Source organism: Rugamonas rivuli (assembly GCF_009380165.1).
GTDB classification, from domain to species: Bacteria; Pseudomonadota; Gammaproteobacteria; order Burkholderiales; family Burkholderiaceae_D; genus Rugamonas; species Rugamonas rivuli.
The window spans coordinates 258,448-278,329 of the sequence record NZ_WHUF01000004.1 but is presented as its reverse complement, the minus strand read 5'-3'; the positions used below and the strand labels follow the sequence as shown (position 1 = coordinate 278,329).

Genomic DNA, 19,882 nt, shown 5'->3' with positions numbered 1-19,882 from the left:
TTTGGAGCCTGACTTATGCAGCAAGCAGCTATCAAGAACATCGTGATCGTCGGCGGCGGCACCGCCGGCTGGATGACCGCCACCGCCTTGTCCACCATCCTGCGCGGGCAGTACAACATCCGCCTGGTGGAGTCCGACGAAATCGGCATCGTCGGCGTCGGCGAAGCCACCATACCGATGATCCAGCGCTTCAACCAGGTGGCCGGCATCGATGAAGCGGAATTCATGAAGGCCACCCAGGGCAGCTACAAACTGGGCATCGAGTTCGTCAACTGGGGCAGGGTGGGCGACCGCTACATCCACGGCTTCGGCGTCCTGGGGCAGGACTTGTGGACGGTGCGCTTCGACCAGTACTGGCAGCGCCTGCGCGGCCTGGGCAAGGCCCGCGAGCTGGATGAATACTCGATCACCCGCATGGCTGCGCGCCACAACAAGTTCATGCCGCCGCGCCGCGACCTGGCCAACTCGCCGCTGTCCGACATCGCCTACGCCTATCACTTCGACGCCAGCCTGTATGCGCGCTATCTGCGCACGGTGAGCGAGCAGCGCGGCGTGCGCCGCACCGAGGGCAAGATCGCGCAGGTATCGCAGCGCGCCGACGATGGTTATGTCGATGCGGTGGTGATGGAATCGGGCGAGCGTATCGAGGGCGACCTGTTCATCGACTGCTCCGGCTTCCGCGCCCTGCTGATCGAAGGCGCTCTGAAGACCGGCTACGAAGACTGGAACCACTGGCTGCCGTGCGACCGCGCACTGGCCGTGCCGTGCGAATCGGTCAGCCCGCTGACGCCTTATACCCGCGCCACCGCGCACCGCGCCGGCTGGCAGTGGCGCATACCGCTACAGCACCGTACCGGCAACGGCCATGTGTACAGCAGCGCCTTCATGGAGGATGAGGAAGCGCAGCGCATCCTGCTGGCCAACCTGGATGGCAAGCCGCTGGCCGAGCCGCGCATGGTCAAGTTCCGCACCGGCATGCGCAAGCTGGGTTGGAACAAGAACGTGGTGGCGATGGGTTTGGCGAGCGGCTTCCTGGAGCCGCTGGAATCGACCAGCATCCACCTGATCCAGTCGTCGATCGCGCGGCTGGTGCAGTTCTTTCCGGACCGCGGCTTCAACCAGCTGGAGGTGGACGAGTACAACCGCCAGAGCCGCTTCGAATATGAGCGCATCCGCGATTTCGTGATCCTGCACTACAAGCTGAATCAGCGCGACGATTCCGATTTCTGGAAGCAGTGCGCGGCGATGCCGGTGCCGGACTCGCTACAGCACAAGCTCGATCTGTTCCGGGCGCGTGGCCGTGTGGTGCGCTTCGATAACGAGTTGTTCGCGGAAGCCGGATGGCTGCAGGTCATGCACGGCCAGAACCTGAAGCCGGAAGGCTACGATCCGCTGGTGGACCTGCTGCCGGTGGAAGAGGCGGAGAAGTATTTGGAGAGCATCCGCGACGTTATCGGCCAGTGCGTGCAGCACATGCCGGACCACGCCGAGTACATCGCGCAGCACTGCGCGGCGACCCGGCGCTGATCGTTCCTACATCTTCGGCGCTGCGCAGCACGAGGCGATGTATTCCTCGTGCGTCGGCATGTGTTCGGCGCAGCGCAGCACCACATCCTTGACGTTGGCCAGGAAGGCGGCGATGTCCGCCTCCGAGCGCTGGTCCACCAGCGGGTGGTAGCCCTTGGCGCGCAGGCCCTGGCCGTGCATCACCTGTAGCCAGCTGGTTTCGGTGAACAGTTCATCGCTGGCGCGCACGATGCGGCCGTTGCTGCGGTACAGATCCATGCGCCGCTGCAGCGTCGCCGGAATCTCCATGTTGCGGCAGTAGTCCCAGAACGGCTTGCCTTCGCGCGTATTGAGCTTGTAGTGCAGGATCAGGAAGTCGCGGATGGCGGCGTATTCGTTGTCGGTGGCCTCGTTGAAGGAGTCGATGTCGGCCTGGTCGTAGCCCAGGTGCGGGAACATCATCAGCAAGCGCGTGATCCCGGTCTGCACCAGGTGGATGCTGGTCGATTCCAGCGGCTCCATGAAACCGCCGGCCAGGCCGATGGCGACCACGTTCCTGTTCCATGCGCGCTTGCGCTTCCCGGTGGTGAACTTCAGATGGCGCGGCTGCGCCAGCGGCTTGCCGTCCAGGTTATTCATCAGGATGGACTCGGCCTGTTCCGGCTCCATGAATTTGCTGCTGTAGACATGGCCGTTGCCGATGCGGTGCTGCAGCGGGATGCGCCATTGCCAGCCGGCGTCGTGCGCGGTGGCGCGGGTGTAGGGCAGCAGCGGGCTGACCGACTCGCAAGGCACGGCGATGGCGCGGTCGCACGGCAGCCAGTGCGACCAGTCCTCGTAGCCGGTTTTCAGCGCGCCTTCGATCAGCAGGCCACGGAAGCCCGAGCAGTCGACAAACAGATCGCCCTCGATACGCTCGCCGTTCTCCATGACGATGGCTTCGACGAAGCCGTCGTCCGCGCGCAGCACGGTATCGACGATGCGGCCTTCGGTGCGCTGCACGCCGCGTCCTTCGCTCAGGCCGCGCAGGTATTTGGCGTACAGTCCGGCGTCGAAGTGGAAGGCGTGGGAGATGTCGGACAGCGGGGAATCGCCGCTGTCGCTGGCGGCGCGCATGAATTTGTTCATGCTGGCGGCCATGGTGTTGATCGAGTAGTGCTCCACACCGGGCGCCTTGCCGGCCTGGTACAGCTTGAGCCAGTACTGGTAGAACTTGGCCAGCAGCTGATCGCGGCCGATCACGCCGAAGCCGTGGATGTAGGACTCGCCCTGCTTGCTCCAGTTGACGAACTCGATGCCGAGTTTGAAGGTGCCTTGCGTCTGGCGCAGGAACTCGTTTTCGTCGACGCCGATCAATTGGTTGAAGCCGCGTATGACGGGAATGGTGGCTTCGCCGACGCCGATGGTCGATATCTCGTCGGATTCGACCAGGCGTATCTTGCAGCCGTTTGAAATCAGCGCCGACATCGCGGCGGCGGTCATCCAGCCTGCGGTGCCGCCACCGACGATGACGATATTCTTAACCAGTCCCAGACTCATTTTCTCTCCAATGTCGTTATGATGTGCACCCTCTGGCGGGGTGCTTAATCATACACGGCGCATACACTTTGGAGCGTCTGTGAATCGTGGGACTGTGGCTTAAATACAGCGTTCCTGCTTACTTTTTCTCGGCCGCTGCGAAGGCTGCGTTCTGCGTATCGAGCCAGGTCTTGAGCGGCGCGAAGTAGTCCAGCAGCGCGCCGCCGTCGATCTTGTCCTCGCCCGAAATCGCCTTCAGTTCCTCAGGCCACGGCTTGCTCGTACCCATCGCCAGCATCTGCTGCAGCTTGGCGCCGGCCTTGGCGTTGTCGTACACCGAGCAGCGATGCAGCGGACCGGTGTAACCGGCTTCGCGGCACAGCGCGCGATGGAACTGGAACTGCAGCATGTCGGCCAGGAAGTAGCGCGCATACGGCACGTCCGCCGCCACGTGGTACTTGGCGCCGGCGTCGAAGCCTGCGCCGTTGGCGTCGGCGGCGACCGGGCGCTTCATGCCCATGTACTGCTCGCGCAGCTGCCACCAGCTCTTGTCGTAGTCGGCCGGCTTGGTCTTGCCGGAGTAGACGTCCCAGCGCCATTTGTCGACCGAGTAGGCGAACGGCAGGATCGCGACCTTGCTCAGCGCGCGCTCCAGCAACTGGCCGATGTCGGCGTTGGCGTCCGGCGCCTGGTCCATCAGGCCGACCTTCTGCAGATAGCTCGGCGTGATCGACAGCGCGATGGTGTCGCCGATGGCTTCATGGAAGCCGTCGTTGGCGCCGTTGCGGAACAGGTAGGGCTGCTTGGTGTAGCCGAGGAAGTAGTAGATGTGACCCAGCTCGTGGTGGATCGTGGTGAAGTCTTCCGCCGTCGGCGTGATGCACATCTTGATGCGGACATCATCCTTCTCGTTCAGCGGCCAGGCCGAGGCGTGGCACACCACGTCGCGGTCACGCGGCTTGGTCAGCAGCGAGCGCTCCCAGAACGTCTCCGGCAGCTTCTGCATGCCCAGCGAGGTGTAGAAGCGCTCCGCATACTGCGTCATCTGCTTGGCGTCGGTCTTGCGCTCTTCCAGCACTTTGCTCAGATCGAAGCTGCTGGCGCCGGTGGCGGGCTTCAGCAGCGGATACAGGTTGTTCCAGCTCTGGCTCCACATATTCCCGAACAGGTGGGCCGGAATAGGGCCGGTTAGCGGCACCACGTCCGGGCCGTAGGTCTGGCGCAGCTTGTAGCGGGTGTAGGTATGCAGCGCATCGTACAGCGGCTTGACCTGCTGCCACAGGCGCTCCATCTCGGCGGAGAAGGCTTCAGGCGGCATGTCGTACTGCGCGCGCCACATCGCGCCGGTATCGGCAAAGCCCATCTGCTTGGCGCCCTTGTTCGACAGCGCGACGTACTCGGTGTATTTCTGTTTGTAGGCCGGCGATTGCGCGTGCCAGCCGGTCCACATTTCCTTCAGCTTGGCCTCGTCGCGGCTGTTGGCCAGGACTTTTTCCATCTCGCCCAGCGGCATGCAGGCGCCGGCCGTGCCGTCCGCGTTTTTCGGGCAGTACTTGGCCTTGCCGTAGGCGCCGTTCATCGCCGCCTGCAACTGCGCGTACTGTTCGCGTTCCTTGGCGTCGGCGAAGACCAGCGTCTGCTGCAACAGCATCATCTTGCGCGCCGATGCCTCCGGCAGCTTCAAGCCGTTGAAGCGGCGGGCCGCGATCGCCGCTTCGCCGGCCGCCGTCAGATAGCGTTCGGCGAAGAAGGAGGCGATGGCTTCCGTGTCGTCGGTGATGAAGTTGGAACCGACCCAGGCGCCCTTGGCCTGTTCGTTGTTCAGCTTATTGAGGCGTTCCTCGGTGTCGGCCAGGAAGCGCTCGGCTTCGGCGACGGTGGGTTTTTTTGCGGGGGCTGCCAGCACGGTGGTGCTGGCAGCTGTCATGGCGCTGAGCGCGAACAGCGTGCTGATGATTTTTGATGACACAGGCATCTCCCTATCTCCGTATATGGTCTTGTCAGGCCATCGAACCGGTCGATTCGATGGCCGACAATGATACACGCTTACAGGGTGATGGCGACGCTTCGGCCAGGCTGGCTGCTGGCTGGCAGCGTGATGTTCAAAACCTTGGCCGCTTCGTCCCAGACGAAGATGACCGGCTTGCCGTCCACGCGCACCAGTGACGGGTGGGCCGTGATGTTATGCACTTGCAGCGCGATGCTGCGTTCCGGGCGCTGGTACTGCATGCCCACTGCCGATTCCACGCGCAGCGTCAGGCTGCGGCCCTGCAGCTTGCTGGTGAAGTTCAGCAGCTCGTACTTGCCCTGTTCGTAGGCTTGCGCGGTGGTGCCGTCGTCGTCATACAGCTTGCCCGCGCCGGCGCTGACCGAAGCGTCGTGGTAGTAGTGCAGGTCGATATGCTTGGTCGAATAATCGCGCGTGGTCTGCACCACCTTCGCCATCGGGATGAAGGCGCCTGCGCGCACGTAGACCGGCACATGGTCGGCGCTCAGCTTCACTGTTTCGGTGGCGCCGCCGGCGTGCTTCTCGCCGTTGTAGAAATCGAACCACGCACTGCGGGCAGGGAAGTAGACCTCGGCCGTGGTGGCGCCCTGCTTGAGCACCGGCGTCACCAGGAAGTCCTTGCCCCACAGGTAGGTCGAGGACATGGCGCGCACCTTGGCGTTGCCCGGTTCCTCGTACAGCATGGGGCGCATCAGCGGCAGGCCTTGCTGGTTGTTGTCGAAGCCCAGCGTGTAGTTATACGGCAGCAGGCGATAGCGCAGGCGGATCGCCTCGCGCGCCAGCGCCTTGGTGCGGTCTTCGCGGTAGACCGGTTCCGGCGGCACGTCGTCCTGCGCGTGCGGGCGGAAGATGGGCTGGAACACGCCGTACTGCAACCAGCGCGTGTAGAGCTCATTGTCCAGCACCGGATTGGCGAAGCCGCCCAGGTCCGAGTGCATATAGCCCAGGCCCTGCATGCCCATCTGCAGCGAGATCTCTGGCTGCGACTGCAAACCGCCCCAGCCCCGGTCGACATCGCCGGACCACGGGATGATGCCGTAGCGCTGCGTGCCCGAGTAACCGGCGCGCATCAGGATGAAGGGACGCTCGGTCGGGAAGTCCTGCTGGTAGCCTTCCGCCACCAGCCGCGCCCATTGGTGGCCGTAGATGTTGTGCACCTGGTCGGCGCTGCCGGTGGCGTGGCGCATGGCGGTCGGATGCACTTCCGGTTCGCCCAGGTCGCCCCACACGCCGGTCACGCCTTGCTGGCGCAGGCCTTTGTAGATGTTCCAGAACCAGTCCTTGCCAGGCTTGCCGAAGATATCGATCAGGCCCGTGTGGCCGAAGTAGAAGTCGTAGGCCAGCGGCTTGCCGTCGGGGTCCGTGCCCAGCACCTTCTTGTCGACCGCCTCCTGCCATTTGCTGGAAGTGTCGAGAACAAAGGGCTCGGTGATGAGCACCGTCTGCACGCCTTTTTTCTGGAAGTCGGCGATCATGCCGGTGGGGTTGGGGTAGCTGTCCTTGTCCCATTCCAGGTTGCCCATCGTGCCCTTGACCTCTTTGCCGAACCAGAACAGGTCGAACACGATGGCGTCGAGCGGAATATCCTCGGCGATGAATTTGTTGACGGTGTCGCGCGCGATGGCTTCATTGCGGTAGCCGAAGCGCATCGCGAAATTGCCGAAGGCCCAGCGCGGCGGCAATGGCTGCTTGCCGGTCAGGCTGGTGTAGTTGCCGATCACGTCTTCCCAGCTGTCGCCCGCGATCACCTGGTAGGTCTTGCGGCCGCCGATGGTTTCGTAGGTCAGGCTGCCGTTACGCTTGCTGTCGAAATCGAGGTAGCCGGTTTGCGGATTGTCGAAGTGGATCGCATACATCTTCGACGACAGCGCCACCGGAATCGCGTAGCCCATCTGCTCCGACTTGTCTCCGTAGCCGTAGTGCGCCTTGTTGTACAGCGTGAAGCGGTGGCCGCGCCGGTTCATGCCGACCGCGCGCTCGCCGGCGCCGTACAGCGCCTCGTCCTGCTCCAGCGCGAACTCGATGCCTTCCAGTTCGCGCGCTTCGCCCTTGTTGATATCCTTGCTGCCGCTGGCCGCATCGTCCTTGACCTTGATGTAGCCGAGTTTTTCGGCGACCAGGCGCTTGCCCCGGTAGGCATACGAAATCTGGAACGGCGACTTGGTAACGGTGACGACGATGCCGGGTGTGGCATATTCGATGCTGTTGGGTTTAGTCGCCAGCGTGGTTTTGACGGCGGCCGGCGCCAGCACCACCGCGTGCGAAGCCGGGTCCAGCTGCTCGCCGTTCGGCACAAAGGTGGTTTCGACGATGCGCGCCGAGTAGGGCTTGATGATGTAGCGGCCGTCGCTGGTGTGGACTTCCAGTGAGCCGTCGCGGCGAGTGGCGCTGTCGAAATGGCGGCTGGCGTTCTGCGCCTGGCCGGCCTGGCTGGCGAGCAGCAGCGGCAGTGCGGCAGCGAGTGTGACGATGGAGTTGCTTTTCATGTAAGTTCGCGGTCTCTGAGGTTGTTTTGATTTTGTTGTTTGGCTACATTTGACTACAAAATCATGCCCTTGGGATGGCTTGTTTCCTTTATTTTACTGGGAAACTCTTTCAATTGACATGTATTCAGCTGCGTGTTATTTTGCTACAAATTCAAAATAGTCGGGGACCAGCAGCATGCATTCTTCCAGCAACAAGCCCATACTGTCGTTCTGGCAGTTGTGGAATATGAGCTTCGGCTTTTTCGGCATCCAGTTCGGCTTCGCGCTGCAAAATGCCAACGTCAGCCGGATCTTCTCCACGCTGGGCGCCAATCCCGACGACCTTTCCCTGTTCTGGCTCGCAGCGCCGGTCACTGGCCTGCTGGTGCAACCGATTATCGGCTACCTGAGCGACAACACCTGGCATCCGACCTGGGGCCGCCGCCGTCCCTTCTTCTTCATCGGCGCCTTGCTGGCGTCGATCGCGCTGTTCCTGATGCCGAATTCCTCCGCGCTGTGGATGGCCGTCGTCGTCCTGTGGCTGCTCGACGGCGCCATCAACGTCTCGATGGAGCCGTTCCGCGCCTTCGTCGGCGACAAGCTGGGTTCCTCGCAGCAGACTGCCGGCTTCGCGATGCAGACCTTCTTCATCGGCTGGGGCGCGGTGATCGCCTCGCTGCTGCCGACCATCTTCACCCATCTGGGCGTGAGCAACCTGCCGGTGGGCGGCACCATTCCGGATACTGTACGCTACTCCTTCTACAGCGGCGGCGCGATCTACTTCCTGGCCGTGCTGTGGACCGTCCTCACCGCCAAGGAAACGCCGCCGGAAGACCTGGATGCATTCCGCGCCGACCAGCGCCGCGGCAAGGGCCTGGTCCACGCGCTGAAGGAAATCCTGGGCGGCTTCACCCGCATGCCGAAGACCATGGTGCAGCTGGCGGCCGTGCAGTTCTTCAGCTGGATCGCGCTGTTCGCGATGTGGATCTACACCACCAACGCCATCGGCGAAAACGTGTTCGGCACCACCGACGCGCAATCGGTGGCCTACCAGAACGCGGGCAACCACGTCGGCGTGATGTTTGCCGTGTATAGCGGCGTGTCCGCGCTGGCCGCCTTCGTGCTGCCGATGTTCGCGCGCCGCACCAGCCGCAAGTTCGTGCACATGAGCTGCCTGACCATCGGCGGCATAAGCCTGTTCAGCATCTACGCCATCCATGACCTGAATATGCTGTTTGTGCCGATGATCGGCGTGGGCATCGCGTGGGCCAGCATCCTGACCATGCCGTATGCGATCCTGGCCGGCGCGTTGCCTGCCAAGCGCATGGGCTACTACATGGGCGTGTTCAACTTCTTCATCACTATCCCGCAGATCGTCAGCGGCGTGCTGCTGGGCTTCGTCACCAAGTACTGGTTCGCCGGCCACCCGATCAAGACCCTGATGCTGGGCGGCGTATGCATGGCGGTGGCAGGTGTGCTGACGCTGGCCGTGCGCGACCAGGCAGACCCGGTCGGCCACTAAGGTAATATTGTTCGCGTGACCATGTATTCGCGCGCCGCTTTTTTGCCCGAACAGGTAAAACAGAGGCTGTGAATACAGCCCTTTACCTGTGCGGAGCGAACATGAGCATACATACCGTAGCGACCAAACCATTCCCTGGCCAGCGGCCGGGGACTTCCGGCTTGCGGAAAAAAGTCAGCGTCTTCCAGCAGCCTTCCTATCTCGAAAACTTCGTGCAGAGCGTGTTCGACACGCTGGGCGACTGCGCCGGCAAAACGCTGGTGCTGGGCGGCGATGGCCGCTTCCACAATCGCGAGGCGGTGCAGACCATCCTGCGCATGGCGGCGGCGCACGGCTTCGCCAAGGTGCTGGTGGGGCAGGGAGGTATCCTGTCCACGCCCGCCGTCAGCTGCGTGATCCGCAAGCATGGCGCGCTGGGTGGCCTCGTGCTGTCGGCCAGCCATAATCCCGGCGGTCCTGATGGCGATTTCGGCATCAAGTACAACATCGCCGCCGGCGGCCCCGCGCCGGAAGGCGTGACCGAAGCGATCTACCACCGCACCGAGGACATCTCTCGCTACCGTATCAGCGACGCCCCCGCCATCGACATCGACCGCATCGGCACCGCCACCATCGAGCAGATGGCGGTGGAGGTCATCGACCCTGTCGCCGATTATGCGGAACTGATGCAGCGCCTGTTCGACTTCGACGCCATCCGGGCGCTGTTCGGGCGCGGCTTCAGCATGTGCTTCGACGGCATGCACGCGGTCTCCGGCCCCTATGCCAAGGCGATCCTGGAAGGCATGCTGGGCGCACCGGCGGGCACCGTCATCAACGGCGTGCCACTGGAGGACTTCGGCGGCCTCCATCCCGACCCCAACCCCGTCAACGCCGCGCAGCTGATCGCCATCATGGCGGCGGACGATGCGCCGGACTTCGGCGCAGCCTCCGACGGCGACGGCGACCGCAACATGATCGTCGGCCGCAGGTTCGATGTCACGCCGTCCGACAGCCTGGCGGTGCTGGCCGCAAACGCCGCCGTGGCGCCGGGCTACCGCGCCGGCCTGAAAGGCATCGCCCGTTCGATGCCGACTTCGCAGGCGGCCGACCGCGTGGCGCAGGCACTGGGCATCCCGTGCCATGAAGCGCCGACCGGCTGGAAGTTCTTCGGCACGCTGCTGGACGCCGGCATGGCCACGCTGTGCGGCGAGGAGAGCTACGGCACTGGCTCCGACCACGTGCGCGAGAAGGACGGCGTATGGGCCGTGCTGTTCTGGCTTAACCTGCTGGCCGTCAGCGGCAAGACGGTGGAGCAGCTGCTCGGCGAGCACTGGGCGCGCTTCGGCCGCAACTACTACTCGCGCCACGACTACGAAGGCGTCGACCCCAAGGCCGCCAATGAACTCATGGCTTCCCTGCGCATCAAGCTGGCCACGCTGGCGGGGCAGGACCTGGGCCACTACGTGGTCGATTTCGCCGACGATTTCAGCTACACCGATCCGGTCGACGGCTCGGTGGCGACGCAGCAGGGCATACGCATCGTGATGACCAACGGCTCGCGCATCGTGTTCCGCCTGTCCGGCACCGGCACCGAGGGCGCGACCCTGCGCGTCTACCTGGAGCGCTACGAGGCCGATCCCGTGTACCACCACCTGCCGACGCAGCAGGCCTTATCCGCATTGATACTCATCGCCGAGCAGGTTGGCGGCATCACCGGATGGACAGGACGCGCGCGTCCGACCGTCACCACATAAAACCACGATAAAAGGACGACAGCATGAAATTGACACCCCTTGCAATGACCCTGGCGCTGGCGCTCGGTGCGGCCGCAAGCTGCACCGCCGCCACAGCCAATGCCGCGCCGGCCGCCGCCAAGCCCGCCGCGCGCAAGCCATTCCTGTGGGAGAACGCCACTGTCTATTTCCTGCTGACGGACCGTTTCAACAATGCTTATATCGGCAACGACCTGGCCTACGGTCGCAAGGCCGATGCCGCGCCGCTGCGCGGCTACATGGGCGGCGACCTGGCCGGCATCACCAACAAGATCAACGAAGGCTATTTCGACAGCCTGGGCGTGAATGCGATCTGGGTGTCGCCGCCGGTGGAGCAGATCCATGAAGGCACCGACGAAGGCACAGGCAAGTCCTACGGCTTCCACGGCTACTGGGCCGCCGACTTCACCGCCGTCGACGCCAACCTGGGCACGGAAAACGACTTCCGCAACTTCGTCGAAGCCGCGCACGCGCGCGGCATCCGTGTACTGCTGGACGTGGTGATGAACCAGACCGGCCCTGTCACGGAAACCGATTACGTATGGCCGGAAGACTGGGTGCGCACCGGCCCCCAGTGCACCTACAAGGACGCCAAGACCACCATCGAATGCACGCTGGTGAAAAACCTGCCGGACTTCCGTACCGACAGCGATACGCCGGTCGAACTGCCGGAAAACCTGGCCGCCAAATGGCAGCGCGAAGGCCGCTTCGAGCGCGAGGTGAAGGAGCTGAACGAGTTCTTCGCCCGCACCGGCTATCCGCGCGCACCGCGCTACTACCTGATGAAATGGCATTCGGACTGGGTGCGCAAGTACGGCGTCGACGGCTTCCGCGCCGACACCGTCAAGCACGTCGAAGCCAAGGCATGGAAGGAACTGGGCACCGTCGCCAGCGCGGCGTACGAAGACTGGAAGCGCGCGAATCCCGACAAGAAGCTCAGCGACGACAAGTTCTACATGACGGCGGAAGTCTTCAACTACAACATCGCGCAGGGCCAGGTGTTCGACCTGGGCGGCGGACAGACCGCCAACTACTACCAGAGCGGCTTCAATAGCCTGATCAACTTCGGCCTGGTGTACGATGCGGAGAAGGATTACGAAACGCTGTTCAGCAGCTATTCGAAGATCCTGCACGGCGGTGCGCTGGACGGTCTCTCTGTGCTGAACTACCTCGCCTCCCACGACTACGACAAGCCCTTCGATGCCGCGCGCAAGAAGCCTTTCGAAAGCGCGAACAAGCTGCTGCTGGCGCCCGGCGCGGCGCAGATCTACTACGGCGACGAAACCGCGCGCAGGCTCGATGTGGCGGAAGCGGTCGGCGACGCCAAGCTGCGTTCGTTCATGAACTGGGATGAGCTGGCGCAGAACGCGCAGCGCGACGGCTACAAGATCGCCGACGTGCGCGCGCACTGGGCCAAGGTGGGCTTGTTCCGCCAGGTCCACGTGGCGGTGGGTGCGGGCCTGCACCAGCAGCTGCAGGCCAAGCCTTATGTATTCAAGCGCACCTACGATCAGGGCGCGCTGCACGACAAGGTCGTCGTCGCGCTGGACCTGCCGACCGACAAACCCGCCAGCATCAAGCTGCACGGCGTGTTTGCCAACGGCCAGAAGGTGAAGGACTACTACTCCGGAAAAACCGCTGTCGTCAAAGGCGACAGCGTCAATTTCGGCACGAAGAACGCGATGGTGCTGATCGGCCAGGAGTAAGCGTTAGCGGTCTGTCGAGAGCGAGTAGGGCGCGTCGGCCGGTGCGGTGGCGCGCTGCTTGTTCGGCTTGTCGGACATGTCGAAGTCCAGCACCGCGCCCTGCATCAGGCCTGCGTGGCTCAGCCAGTTCTTCTCGTAGGCCTTGCCGTTGACCTTGAGCGCGTTCACATAGCGCTTGCTGTCGCTGTTGGCCGGCGCGTTGATGACGACCGATTTGCCGTTCTCCAGTTTCAGCGTGACCTTCTTGAACAGCGGCGCACCCACCACGTACTGCGGCACCACCGGCGTGACCGGGTAGAAGCCCAGCGCCGAGAACACATACCATGCCGAGGTCTGGCCGTTGTCCTCGTCGCCGCAGTAGCCGTCCGGAGTGGCTTTGTACAAGCGGTTCATGGTTTCGCGTGCCCAGTACTGGGTCTTCCATGGAGCGCCCGCGTAGCCGTACAGGTAGATCATGTGCTGGATGGGCTGGTTGCCGTGCGCGTACTGGCCCATGTTCGCGATCTGCATTTCGCGGATCTCGTGGATTACTTCACCGTAGTAGCTTTCGTCGAACGTCGGCGGCAGCGAGAACACCTGATCCAGCTTGGCGACAAACTTCTGGCGGCCGCCCATCAGGTCCACCAGGCCGTTCACGTCCTGGAATACCGACCAGGTGTAATGCCAGCTGTTCCCCTCGGTGAAAGCGTCGCCCCACTTGAATGGGTTGAATGGCGACTGGAAGCTGCCATCCTTGTTCTTGCCGCGCATGAGGCCCGTCTCCGGGTCGAACAGCTTCTTGTAGTTCATCGCCCGCTTTGCGTAGATGCCGATTTCCGACTGCGGCTTGCCGAGCGCCTTGCCCAGCTGGTAGATGGCGAAATCGTCGTACGCGTATTCCAGCGTACGCGCGGCGTTCTCGTTGATCTTGACGTCGTAGGGCACGTAGCCCAACTCGTTGTAGTACTTGACGCCGGCGCGGCCGACGGCGCTCATCGGCCCTTCGTTGTCCGCGCCGTGCTTCAGCGCCTGCCACAGCGTTTCGATGTCGTAGCCGCGCAGGCCTTTGATGTAGGCTTCCGCCACCACCGAGGCCGAGTTATTGCCGATCATGACATCGGCCAGGCCGGGGCTGGACCATTCGGGCAGCCAGCCGCCTTCCTTGTAGTCGTTCACCAGGCCGGCCTGCATCTCGCGGTTGATCGATGGGTACATCAGGTTCAGGAAGGGATACAGCGCGCGGAAGGTGTCCCAGAAGCCGGTGCCGGCGAACATATAGCCGGGCAGGATCTTGCCATTGTAGGGACTCCAGTGGACGATCTGGTTGTTGGCGTCGATCTCGTACAGTTTGTTCGGGAAGAACAGCGTGCGATACAGGCTGGAATAGAAGGTGCGCGTCTGATCGTCGCTGCCGCCTTCCACGCTGATGCGGCTCAGCGTCTTGTTCCATACGTCCTTGCCTTTTTGCGCGGTGGTGTCGAAGCTATCGTTCGCCAGCTCGCGCTTCAGGTTCAACTCCGCCTGTTCTTCGCTGATGAAGGAGGAGGCCACGCGCATGCCGACCTTCTCGCCTTTTTCGGTCTTGAAGCCGACCACCGCGCCGCTATGGTCGCTGGCCAGTTCCATCACGTCCGACACCAGCTTGTTGCCGCTCCAGATGCGGGTGGAGGTGAATGGTTTGTCGAAGTAGATGACAAACCAGTTCTTGAAGTTCTTCGGCAGCGGACCGCGCGCGTAGCGCGTGCTGTAGCCGACGATCTTGCGCTCTGATGGAATCACCTTGATGTAGGAGCCCTTGTCGTAGGCGTCGACTACCACGTAGGCCTCGTCGGTCTTGGGATAGGTGAAGCGGAATTGCGCTGCGCGTTCGGTCGGCGCGATCTCGGTGGTGACGTCGGCGTCCGCCAGGTAGACGCTGTAGTAGTAAGGCTTGGCCACTTCGGCCTTGTGCGAGAACCAGCTGGCGCGGTCGTCCTGCGTGAAGCGCAGCTTGCCCGTCACCGGCATGATGGCGAACTGGCCGTAGTCGTTCATCCACGGAGACGGCTGGTGCGTCTGTTTGAAGCCGCGGATCTTGTCGGCGTCGTAGGTGTAGGCCCAGCCGTTGCCCATCTTGCCGGTCTGCGGCGTCCAGAAGTTCATCCCCCACGGCAGCGCGATGGTCGGATAGGTATTGCCGTTCGAGAGTTCGGGCTTGCTGGCGGTGCCCATCAGGGGATTGATCCATTCGACGGGATCGGTGATGGGAGCGGCCGTAGCGGTCAGCGCAAAGAGGAGGGCGGGCAGTGCGAGCGTGAGTTTCATGTCCTGGGCGATGGTGGCGGGCGACAAACCAGTGTAGCAGCTATGCCATCGCCGGAAACCAGCTGCCCAGGCCGGGCGCCTTGTTTATTGTGCGCTTACTAAACAACCGCATCAGCTACTGCGCGGTGATGGTGACGGTGGACGGTGCGCTATCGAGTTTGCCGTCGTTGACGATCAGCGTGGCGGTGTACGCGCCTGGCAGGTCGGCGAAGAAGGTCGGCGAGGCGACGTGGTAGTTAAGCAGGGATGCTGCGCTGCCGGCCGGCTTGGCCAGCGTCCACGAATAGCCGAGGATATCCTGGTCGGCATCGGTGCCGCTGCCGGCCAGCTTGACCGAGCTGCCGACGGCGACGGTTTGCGCCGGCCCGGCGATGGCGACCGGCGCGCGGTTGGCCTGCGCGAGGTCGCTGCCGCCGCCACCGCAGGCGGCCAGCGTGAGCGATAGCAGCAGTGCTGCGGTGTGGTTGCGTCTCATCATGATCTCTTTCCGGATCGATAGGGAGCCGAAAAGATATCACGCGGTTTACTTCTTTTCTACGAATACGACGGCGCTGCGTGGCGGAATTGCAAACGTTCCCGAGGCGGCGTCGTATCTGGCTTCCAGGGCCACGCGTTTGTCCGCTGAGGCCATGCTGGTGTGGACCGGATGCAGCTGGTAGCGGCGGTTTTTTTCCTCGGCCACGGTGAGGCGCTGCGCGACTTTGTCGACGTTGATCAGGTAGGTGATGGACTTGAAGTTGGCGCCCGCGTAGCCCGCGCCGTCGATGTGGGCGACGATCACGGTCGGTACCTGGCCGCTGCCGGTGTTGTAGAAGCGCAGGCGCTGCTTGATGTCGGCGGCGGAGCGCAGGCGGAACAGCGTGCTGCTGGAGCGGATCGCCAGCAGGTCGCGGAAGGCGTCGCGTGCGTAGACGATATCCTTCGGCGATGGTTTGATGGCGGCGTCGCGCAGCAGCGGTTTGATGAGGGCGTAGTCCTTGCCGTTGTCTTCTTCGCGCGGCACGCCGGTGCCGTAGTAGTTGTCCTGGTAGCTCCAGTCCAGGCGATTGAACCAGTCGCCCGATTCGAAGCTGTTGCGGTCCAGCGATTTGGAGCGCAGGATGTCGAAGCCCGCGTGGAAGTAGGCCACGCCCTGGCTGAAGGCGTTGATGGCGGCGCCCAGCATCTGCACCTGTGCGCGTTCGGCGCTGGTGGTAGCGCGTGGCAGCTTGAAGGCGTTGATGTCGTACAGCGTCTGGTTGTCGTGGTTCTCGACGTAGTTGACCACTTCGCCCGGCTCGCTGGCATAGCCGGCCGGCTGATTGCCGCCGTAGACGATGTCCTGCAGCTGCTGCGTTTTGCCGTCGTGCGTTTGCAGCGGGTAGCTGCGGATCGAGCCGGCCAGGCCGACCTTGACCAGGTCTGATGCCTGCAGTAGATCGCTGACGGGGCGTGCGCCTGCCTGCGCGTTGGCGTTGTACACAAGACCGTTGATGTAGCCTTGTTGCGTGATCATTTGCAGGCCGCTGTCACCGGCGCCGCCACCGCGCACGGCGTCGCGTGCACGGTCGCTGAATGTGCCGATGCCGCTGCCGTTCAGCGACAGCTGGGAGGCTTGCACGAAGCGCGCGCCGTCGGCCACTTCTCCGAAGTTCCAGCCTTCGCCGATCAGGTTGATGTGACGGCCGGTGGCGCGGTCGGCGCGTGCTTGCAGCTGCTCCATCGCGGCGCGCGGCTGGTGGCCCATCAGGTCGAAGCGGAAGGAGTCGATCTTGTATTGCACGGCCCATTGTTCGACGGAGTCGATCATCAGCTTGGCCATCATCAGGTTTTCGGTGGCGGTGTTGTCGCAGCAGGTGGAGCGCTCGACCGCGCCCTTGGCGTTGAGGCGGTGGTAGTAGCCGGGGACTACGCGGTCCAGCACCGACTTCTCGTTCTGGCCGGCGATGAAGGTGTGGTTGTAGACCACGTCCATACCCACGCGCAGGCCGGTCTTGTGCAGCGCTTGCACCATCTGGCGGAATTCGATGATGCGTTTGGCGCCGTCGGCGGGATCGGTCGCGTAGCTACCTTCGGGGGCGTTGTAGTGGTAGGGATCGTAGCCCCAGTTGTAGCAATCGGTGGCCTGGGTCTTGGAGACCAGTGCCTGCTGTCCTTCGCTGTCCGGCGCCAAGACGGGCGGGATGGCTGGTGTGACGCAGCCTTGTTCCGGTACGCTGCCGATGTCGAAGACAGGCAGCAGGTGGATGTCGGTCATGCCGGCCTTGCTCAGCGCCGCGAGGTGCCTCATGCCGTTGGAGCCGGCTTCGGTGAAGGCGGTGTACTTGCCGCGGTTGGCGGCGCTGACGGTGCTGTCGTTGATCGAGAAGTCGCGCACGTGCAGTTCGTAGACTGTCATGTCGGATTGGGTGGCGACTTTTTTCGGGGTAGGGGTTTTGTCCCAGCCGGCTGGCTTCAGGTTGATGGCGTTCAGGTCGGCGATGTAGCTGCGCTTGGAGTCGGTGGTCAGGCTGATCGAGTAGGGATCGGTGACGAGGTTGCGCACCAGGCCTGCCGATGGCGCTACTACGTCCACCAGGTATTGGTAGTACTGGCCGGAGCGGTTGCCGTCCAGGCGGGCGGACCAGATGCCGGTGGTGGCGTCGCGCTGCATGGCGGTGATGGCGGTGGCTTTGCCGGAGCCGTTGGCGTAGGTGCACAGCGCCACGCGTTGCGCGGTCGGCGCCCACAGTTTGAAGCTGGATTGTTTGCCGACACTGACGCCCAGATCATGCGCGTTGGCGGCGCTGGCATATAAGTCGTCGAGCGCGCCGGCGATTTGCAGCGTGGTGGCATCACGCACCGTGCCGTCTTCGGCTTCGTGCACCAGCATGAGTTGCTGCGTCAGCAGGCCGCCGAGACGGGCCGCATCCGCAGACGCCAGTGCCAGCACCGCACCATTGCCGACGAATTTGAACCGCTGCGCGAGATCCGCAGGCAAGGCGCCATCAAACCGCGCCAAAGCCAGCGAGCCATCCGCGCCGGACACGCGCGCACCGGGCGCTGCATGCAGCGAGGCGGAAGCGGAGTGGTAGATTTTGAAAGCGCCACCGGCGGCATCTGCGCCCGGCCATTTGATCAGCTGGCGATTGAGCCAGTAAGCCCGCGCATCGGCGGCGGCATTTGCTTGAAGGACGGTCGCGAACGGACCGTCGCAAGCGGCAAGCGCCGCGTTATCGGCGGCCGAGGCGCCCCCGAAGGCCAGCGCAAGCGCACCACCGACAGAAACTCCAGCCACCCGCCGCCACGCCCCAAAATGCTTACCGCCCATAATTGCCGTCTCCAAAACTATAGATTTAGGTAGTGCGGCTACAAAAAACCGGCAAATACCCCTGAATTTGCCGGTTATGGTAATCCAAAATCTGTAGTTTTGATACTTCCGTGGGCGACTGGCGAATCCAGGGCTTTGAGATCACAATTTGTGACCTCAAAGCCTACGTCCGGATTTGGCTTACGGCTTGTCCTTCTCCGCCTCCGGATAGCAGAAGCTTGCCGGGCCTTCGCTGCGGTAGTTGTCCACCATCTTGTAGCGGATCGCGTACAGCGCGAAGACGGCGGCGACCAGCAGCGCGAAGGCGGCGAAGAAGAACATCTGGAACGCGATCACGCCCATGCCACTGGTGGCGATGTACGCGCTGACCGCATCGTTCTTCACGCCCGCATTGACGATCAACACCCACAGGTTGCCGACGGTGATGGCCAGATACCAGAAGCTCAAAATGATGCCCTTCATCGGCGCCGGCGCCTGGCTGTAGGCAAATTCCAAACCGGTGGCCGATACCAGCACCTCGCCCAGCGTCAGCAGCGCATACGGCAGCAGCTGCCACAGGATGGATACCTTGTCGCCCGCATCCATCTGCAGCTGGATCATGCCGATCACAATCCAGGAGATGCCGGCCATCGCAATACCCGTACCCATGCGGCGCAGCGGCGTCGGCGTGATGCCGATGAAGCGCATCAGCGGATACAGCGCGAGGTTATTAAACGGAATCAGCAGCATCACCAGAATCGGATTCACCGCCTGCATCTGCGCCGGCAGCAGCGTGAATTCCCAGCCGAAGATATTCAGCAGGGGACTGTTCATCGCATTGGCCTGCACGATCCAGGTCGAAGCCTTCTGGTCGAACAGCGAGTGGAACGGCGTCACCATCGCGAACACGATCAGGATGCGCAGCACGGCGCGCACGCCTTCCACCGCCTCTTCGCTATGCAGGCCGCGCGCGCGGTCCAGCTGCATCGATACGCCGATGCCGCCGAACGCCAGCACCAGCACCAGCGCCAGGCAGGCGGCGATGACGAAGCCCCATTGCGGCGTCATGCACAGCGACGCCACCGCGCCCAGCGCGCCAACACCGGCCATCATCAGGCCTGGACGGCCCAGGAGATCTCCTGGGCGGCCCGGCTGCTTGCTCATCAGCGCGGTGCGGGCCACGCTGCTGAAGGAGTTCGGATTTGGCGCGGCCGGCGGCACGTGGATGTATTTGCGCTTGCCGAGCCAGAACACCAGCGTGGCGACCGCCATCAGGATGCCGGGAATGCCGAAGGCGACGGCCGGGCCGTAGTCCCGCAGGAAGACAGGCATCAGCAGCGAAGCGAAGAAGGAGCCGAAGTTGATGATCCAGTAGAAGGCGTCGTACACCAGCTTGGCGCGGTTCTTGTTGGTCTGGTCGAACTGGTCGCCGACGAAGGCCGCCACCAGCGGCTTGATGCCGCCCGAGCCGAATGCGATCAGGAACAGGCCGAAGTAAAAGCCCTTGAGGTTGTCCTCGAAGATCGCCAGGCAGGCATGCCCGGCCACGTAGATCAGGCTGAACCAGAACACCGTGTTGTACTTGCCGAACCAGCGGTCGGCCAGCCAGCCGCCCAGCAGCGGGAAGAAATACACGCCGATGACGAAGGTGTGGAATACGTGCTTGGCCTCGCTGGCGCGGTCGGCCATCGGCACGAACAGCAGCAGGGTGCTGAGCAGGAACGGCGTCAGGATGTTGCGCATGCCGTAGAAGCTGAATCGTTCGCAGCCTTCGTTGGCGATGATGTAGGGGATTTGCCGAGGCATCGGCCCGTTGCCGTTGCTGGTAGTGGTACTGCTCACTGGTCTCTCTCCT

The 19,882-nt window shown here is 63.2% G+C and carries 11 protein-coding genes; 4 read left to right on the top strand and 7 right to left on the bottom strand.

Annotated elements, in window-relative coordinates:
* The first annotated feature begins 15 nt into the window (after positions 1-15).
* Positions 16-1,527, top strand: coding sequence for a tryptophan halogenase family protein (locus GEV01_RS16275; protein ID WP_152806298.1), 1,512 nt, complete (start codon positions 16-18; stop codon positions 1,525-1,527).
* A gap of 6 nt (positions 1,528-1,533) precedes the next feature.
* Here GEV01_RS16275 and GEV01_RS16270 read toward each other — a convergent pair whose 3' ends face one another.
* The 3 genes from GEV01_RS16270 to GEV01_RS16260 all read right to left on the bottom strand — a co-directional run bounded on the left by GEV01_RS16270 (position 1,534) and on the right by GEV01_RS16260 (position 7,518).
* Entirely contained in the window at positions 1,534-3,045 is a 1,512-nt protein-coding gene (locus GEV01_RS16270; protein WP_152806296.1) for a tryptophan halogenase family protein, read from the bottom strand.
* A gap of 118 nt (positions 3,046-3,163) precedes the next feature.
* Positions 3,164-4,999 (bottom strand): M2 family metallopeptidase, encoded by a 1,836-nt coding sequence (locus GEV01_RS16265; RefSeq protein WP_152806294.1) that lies wholly within the window; start codon positions 4,997-4,999, stop codon positions 3,164-3,166.
* Between the two features lie 71 nt (positions 5,000-5,070).
* Positions 5,071-7,518, bottom strand: a complete 2,448-nt coding sequence (locus GEV01_RS16260) for a TIM-barrel domain-containing protein (protein WP_152806292.1) — start codon at positions 7,516-7,518, stop codon at positions 5,071-5,073.
* A 175-nt stretch (positions 7,519-7,693) separates the two neighbouring features.
* Between GEV01_RS16260 and GEV01_RS16255 the strand changes: the two genes are divergently transcribed.
* The 3 genes from GEV01_RS16255 to GEV01_RS16245 all read left to right on the top strand — a co-directional run bounded on the left by GEV01_RS16255 (position 7,694) and on the right by GEV01_RS16245 (position 12,476).
* Entirely contained in the window at positions 7,694-9,019 is a 1,326-nt protein-coding gene (locus tag GEV01_RS16255; protein ID WP_152806290.1) for an MFS transporter, read from the top strand.
* 101 nt (positions 9,020-9,120) lie between these two features.
* Entirely contained in the window at positions 9,121-10,752 is a 1,632-nt protein-coding gene (locus GEV01_RS16250; RefSeq protein ID WP_152806288.1) for an alpha-D-glucose phosphate-specific phosphoglucomutase, read from the top strand.
* Positions 10,753-10,775: 23 nt separating this feature from the next.
* Positions 10,776-12,476, top strand: a complete 1,701-nt coding sequence (locus tag GEV01_RS16245) for an alpha-amylase family glycosyl hydrolase (protein WP_152806286.1) — start codon at positions 10,776-10,778, stop codon at positions 12,474-12,476.
* 3 nt (positions 12,477-12,479) lie between these two features.
* Here the strand turns inward: GEV01_RS16245 and GEV01_RS16240 are convergent, their stop codons facing one another.
* The 4 genes from GEV01_RS16240 to GEV01_RS16225 all read right to left on the bottom strand — a co-directional run bounded on the left by GEV01_RS16240 (position 12,480) and on the right by GEV01_RS16225 (position 19,833).
* The gene (locus GEV01_RS16240) at positions 12,480-14,759 is read right to left on the bottom strand and encodes a GH92 family glycosyl hydrolase (protein ID WP_152806284.1); all 2,280 of its coding nucleotides are present in this window, start codon (positions 14,757-14,759) and stop codon (positions 12,480-12,482) included.
* A gap of 115 nt (positions 14,760-14,874) precedes the next feature.
* Positions 14,875-15,237, bottom strand: coding sequence for a PKD domain-containing protein (locus GEV01_RS16235; RefSeq protein ID WP_152806282.1), 363 nt, complete (start codon positions 15,235-15,237; stop codon positions 14,875-14,877).
* A gap of 45 nt (positions 15,238-15,282) precedes the next feature.
* Positions 15,283-18,048 carry a pullulanase-type alpha-1,6-glucosidase gene (pulA, locus tag GEV01_RS16230; protein ID WP_152806279.1) on the bottom strand — a complete coding sequence of 922 codons (2,766 nt, stop codon included), beginning with the start codon at positions 18,046-18,048 and terminating at the stop codon, positions 15,283-15,285.
* A 180-nt stretch (positions 18,049-18,228) separates the two neighbouring features.
* Positions 18,229-19,833: a POT-type proton-dependent oligopeptide transporter gene (locus GEV01_RS16225; RefSeq protein ID WP_152807068.1), complete on the bottom strand. Its 1,605-nt coding sequence runs from the start codon at positions 19,831-19,833 to the stop codon at positions 18,229-18,231.
* Positions 19,834-19,882: the final 49 nt, after the last annotated feature.

Excerpts from the sequence above, each read along its gene's own strand:
- GEV01_RS16275 (WP_152806298.1), top strand. The coding sequence starts at position 16 with ATGCAGCAAGCAGCTATCAAGAACATCGTGATCGTCGGCGGCGGCACC.
- GEV01_RS16270 (WP_152806296.1), bottom strand. The coding sequence starts at position 3,045 with ATGAGTCTGGGACTGGTTAAGAATATCGTCATCGTCGGTGGCGGCACC.
- GEV01_RS16265 (WP_152806294.1), bottom strand. The coding sequence starts at position 4,999 with ATGCCTGTGTCATCAAAAATCATCAGCACGCTGTTCGCGCTCAGCGCC.
- GEV01_RS16260 (WP_152806292.1), bottom strand. The coding sequence starts at position 7,518 with ATGAAAAGCAACTCCATCGTCACACTCGCTGCCGCACTGCCGCTGCTG.
- GEV01_RS16255 (WP_152806290.1), top strand. The coding sequence starts at position 7,694 with ATGCATTCTTCCAGCAACAAGCCCATACTGTCGTTCTGGCAGTTGTGG.
- GEV01_RS16250 (WP_152806288.1), top strand. The coding sequence starts at position 9,121 with ATGAGCATACATACCGTAGCGACCAAACCATTCCCTGGCCAGCGGCCG.
- GEV01_RS16245 (WP_152806286.1), top strand. The coding sequence starts at position 10,776 with ATGAAATTGACACCCCTTGCAATGACCCTGGCGCTGGCGCTCGGTGCG.
- GEV01_RS16240 (WP_152806284.1), bottom strand. The coding sequence starts at position 14,759 with ATGAAACTCACGCTCGCACTGCCCGCCCTCCTCTTTGCGCTGACCGCT.
- GEV01_RS16235 (WP_152806282.1), bottom strand. The coding sequence starts at position 15,237 with ATGATGAGACGCAACCACACCGCAGCACTGCTGCTATCGCTCACGCTG.
- pulA (WP_152806279.1), bottom strand. The coding sequence starts at position 18,048 with ATGGGCGGTAAGCATTTTGGGGCGTGGCGGCGGGTGGCTGGAGTTTCT.
- GEV01_RS16225 (WP_152807068.1), bottom strand. The coding sequence starts at position 19,833 with ATGCCTCGGCAAATCCCCTACATCATCGCCAACGAAGGCTGCGAACGA.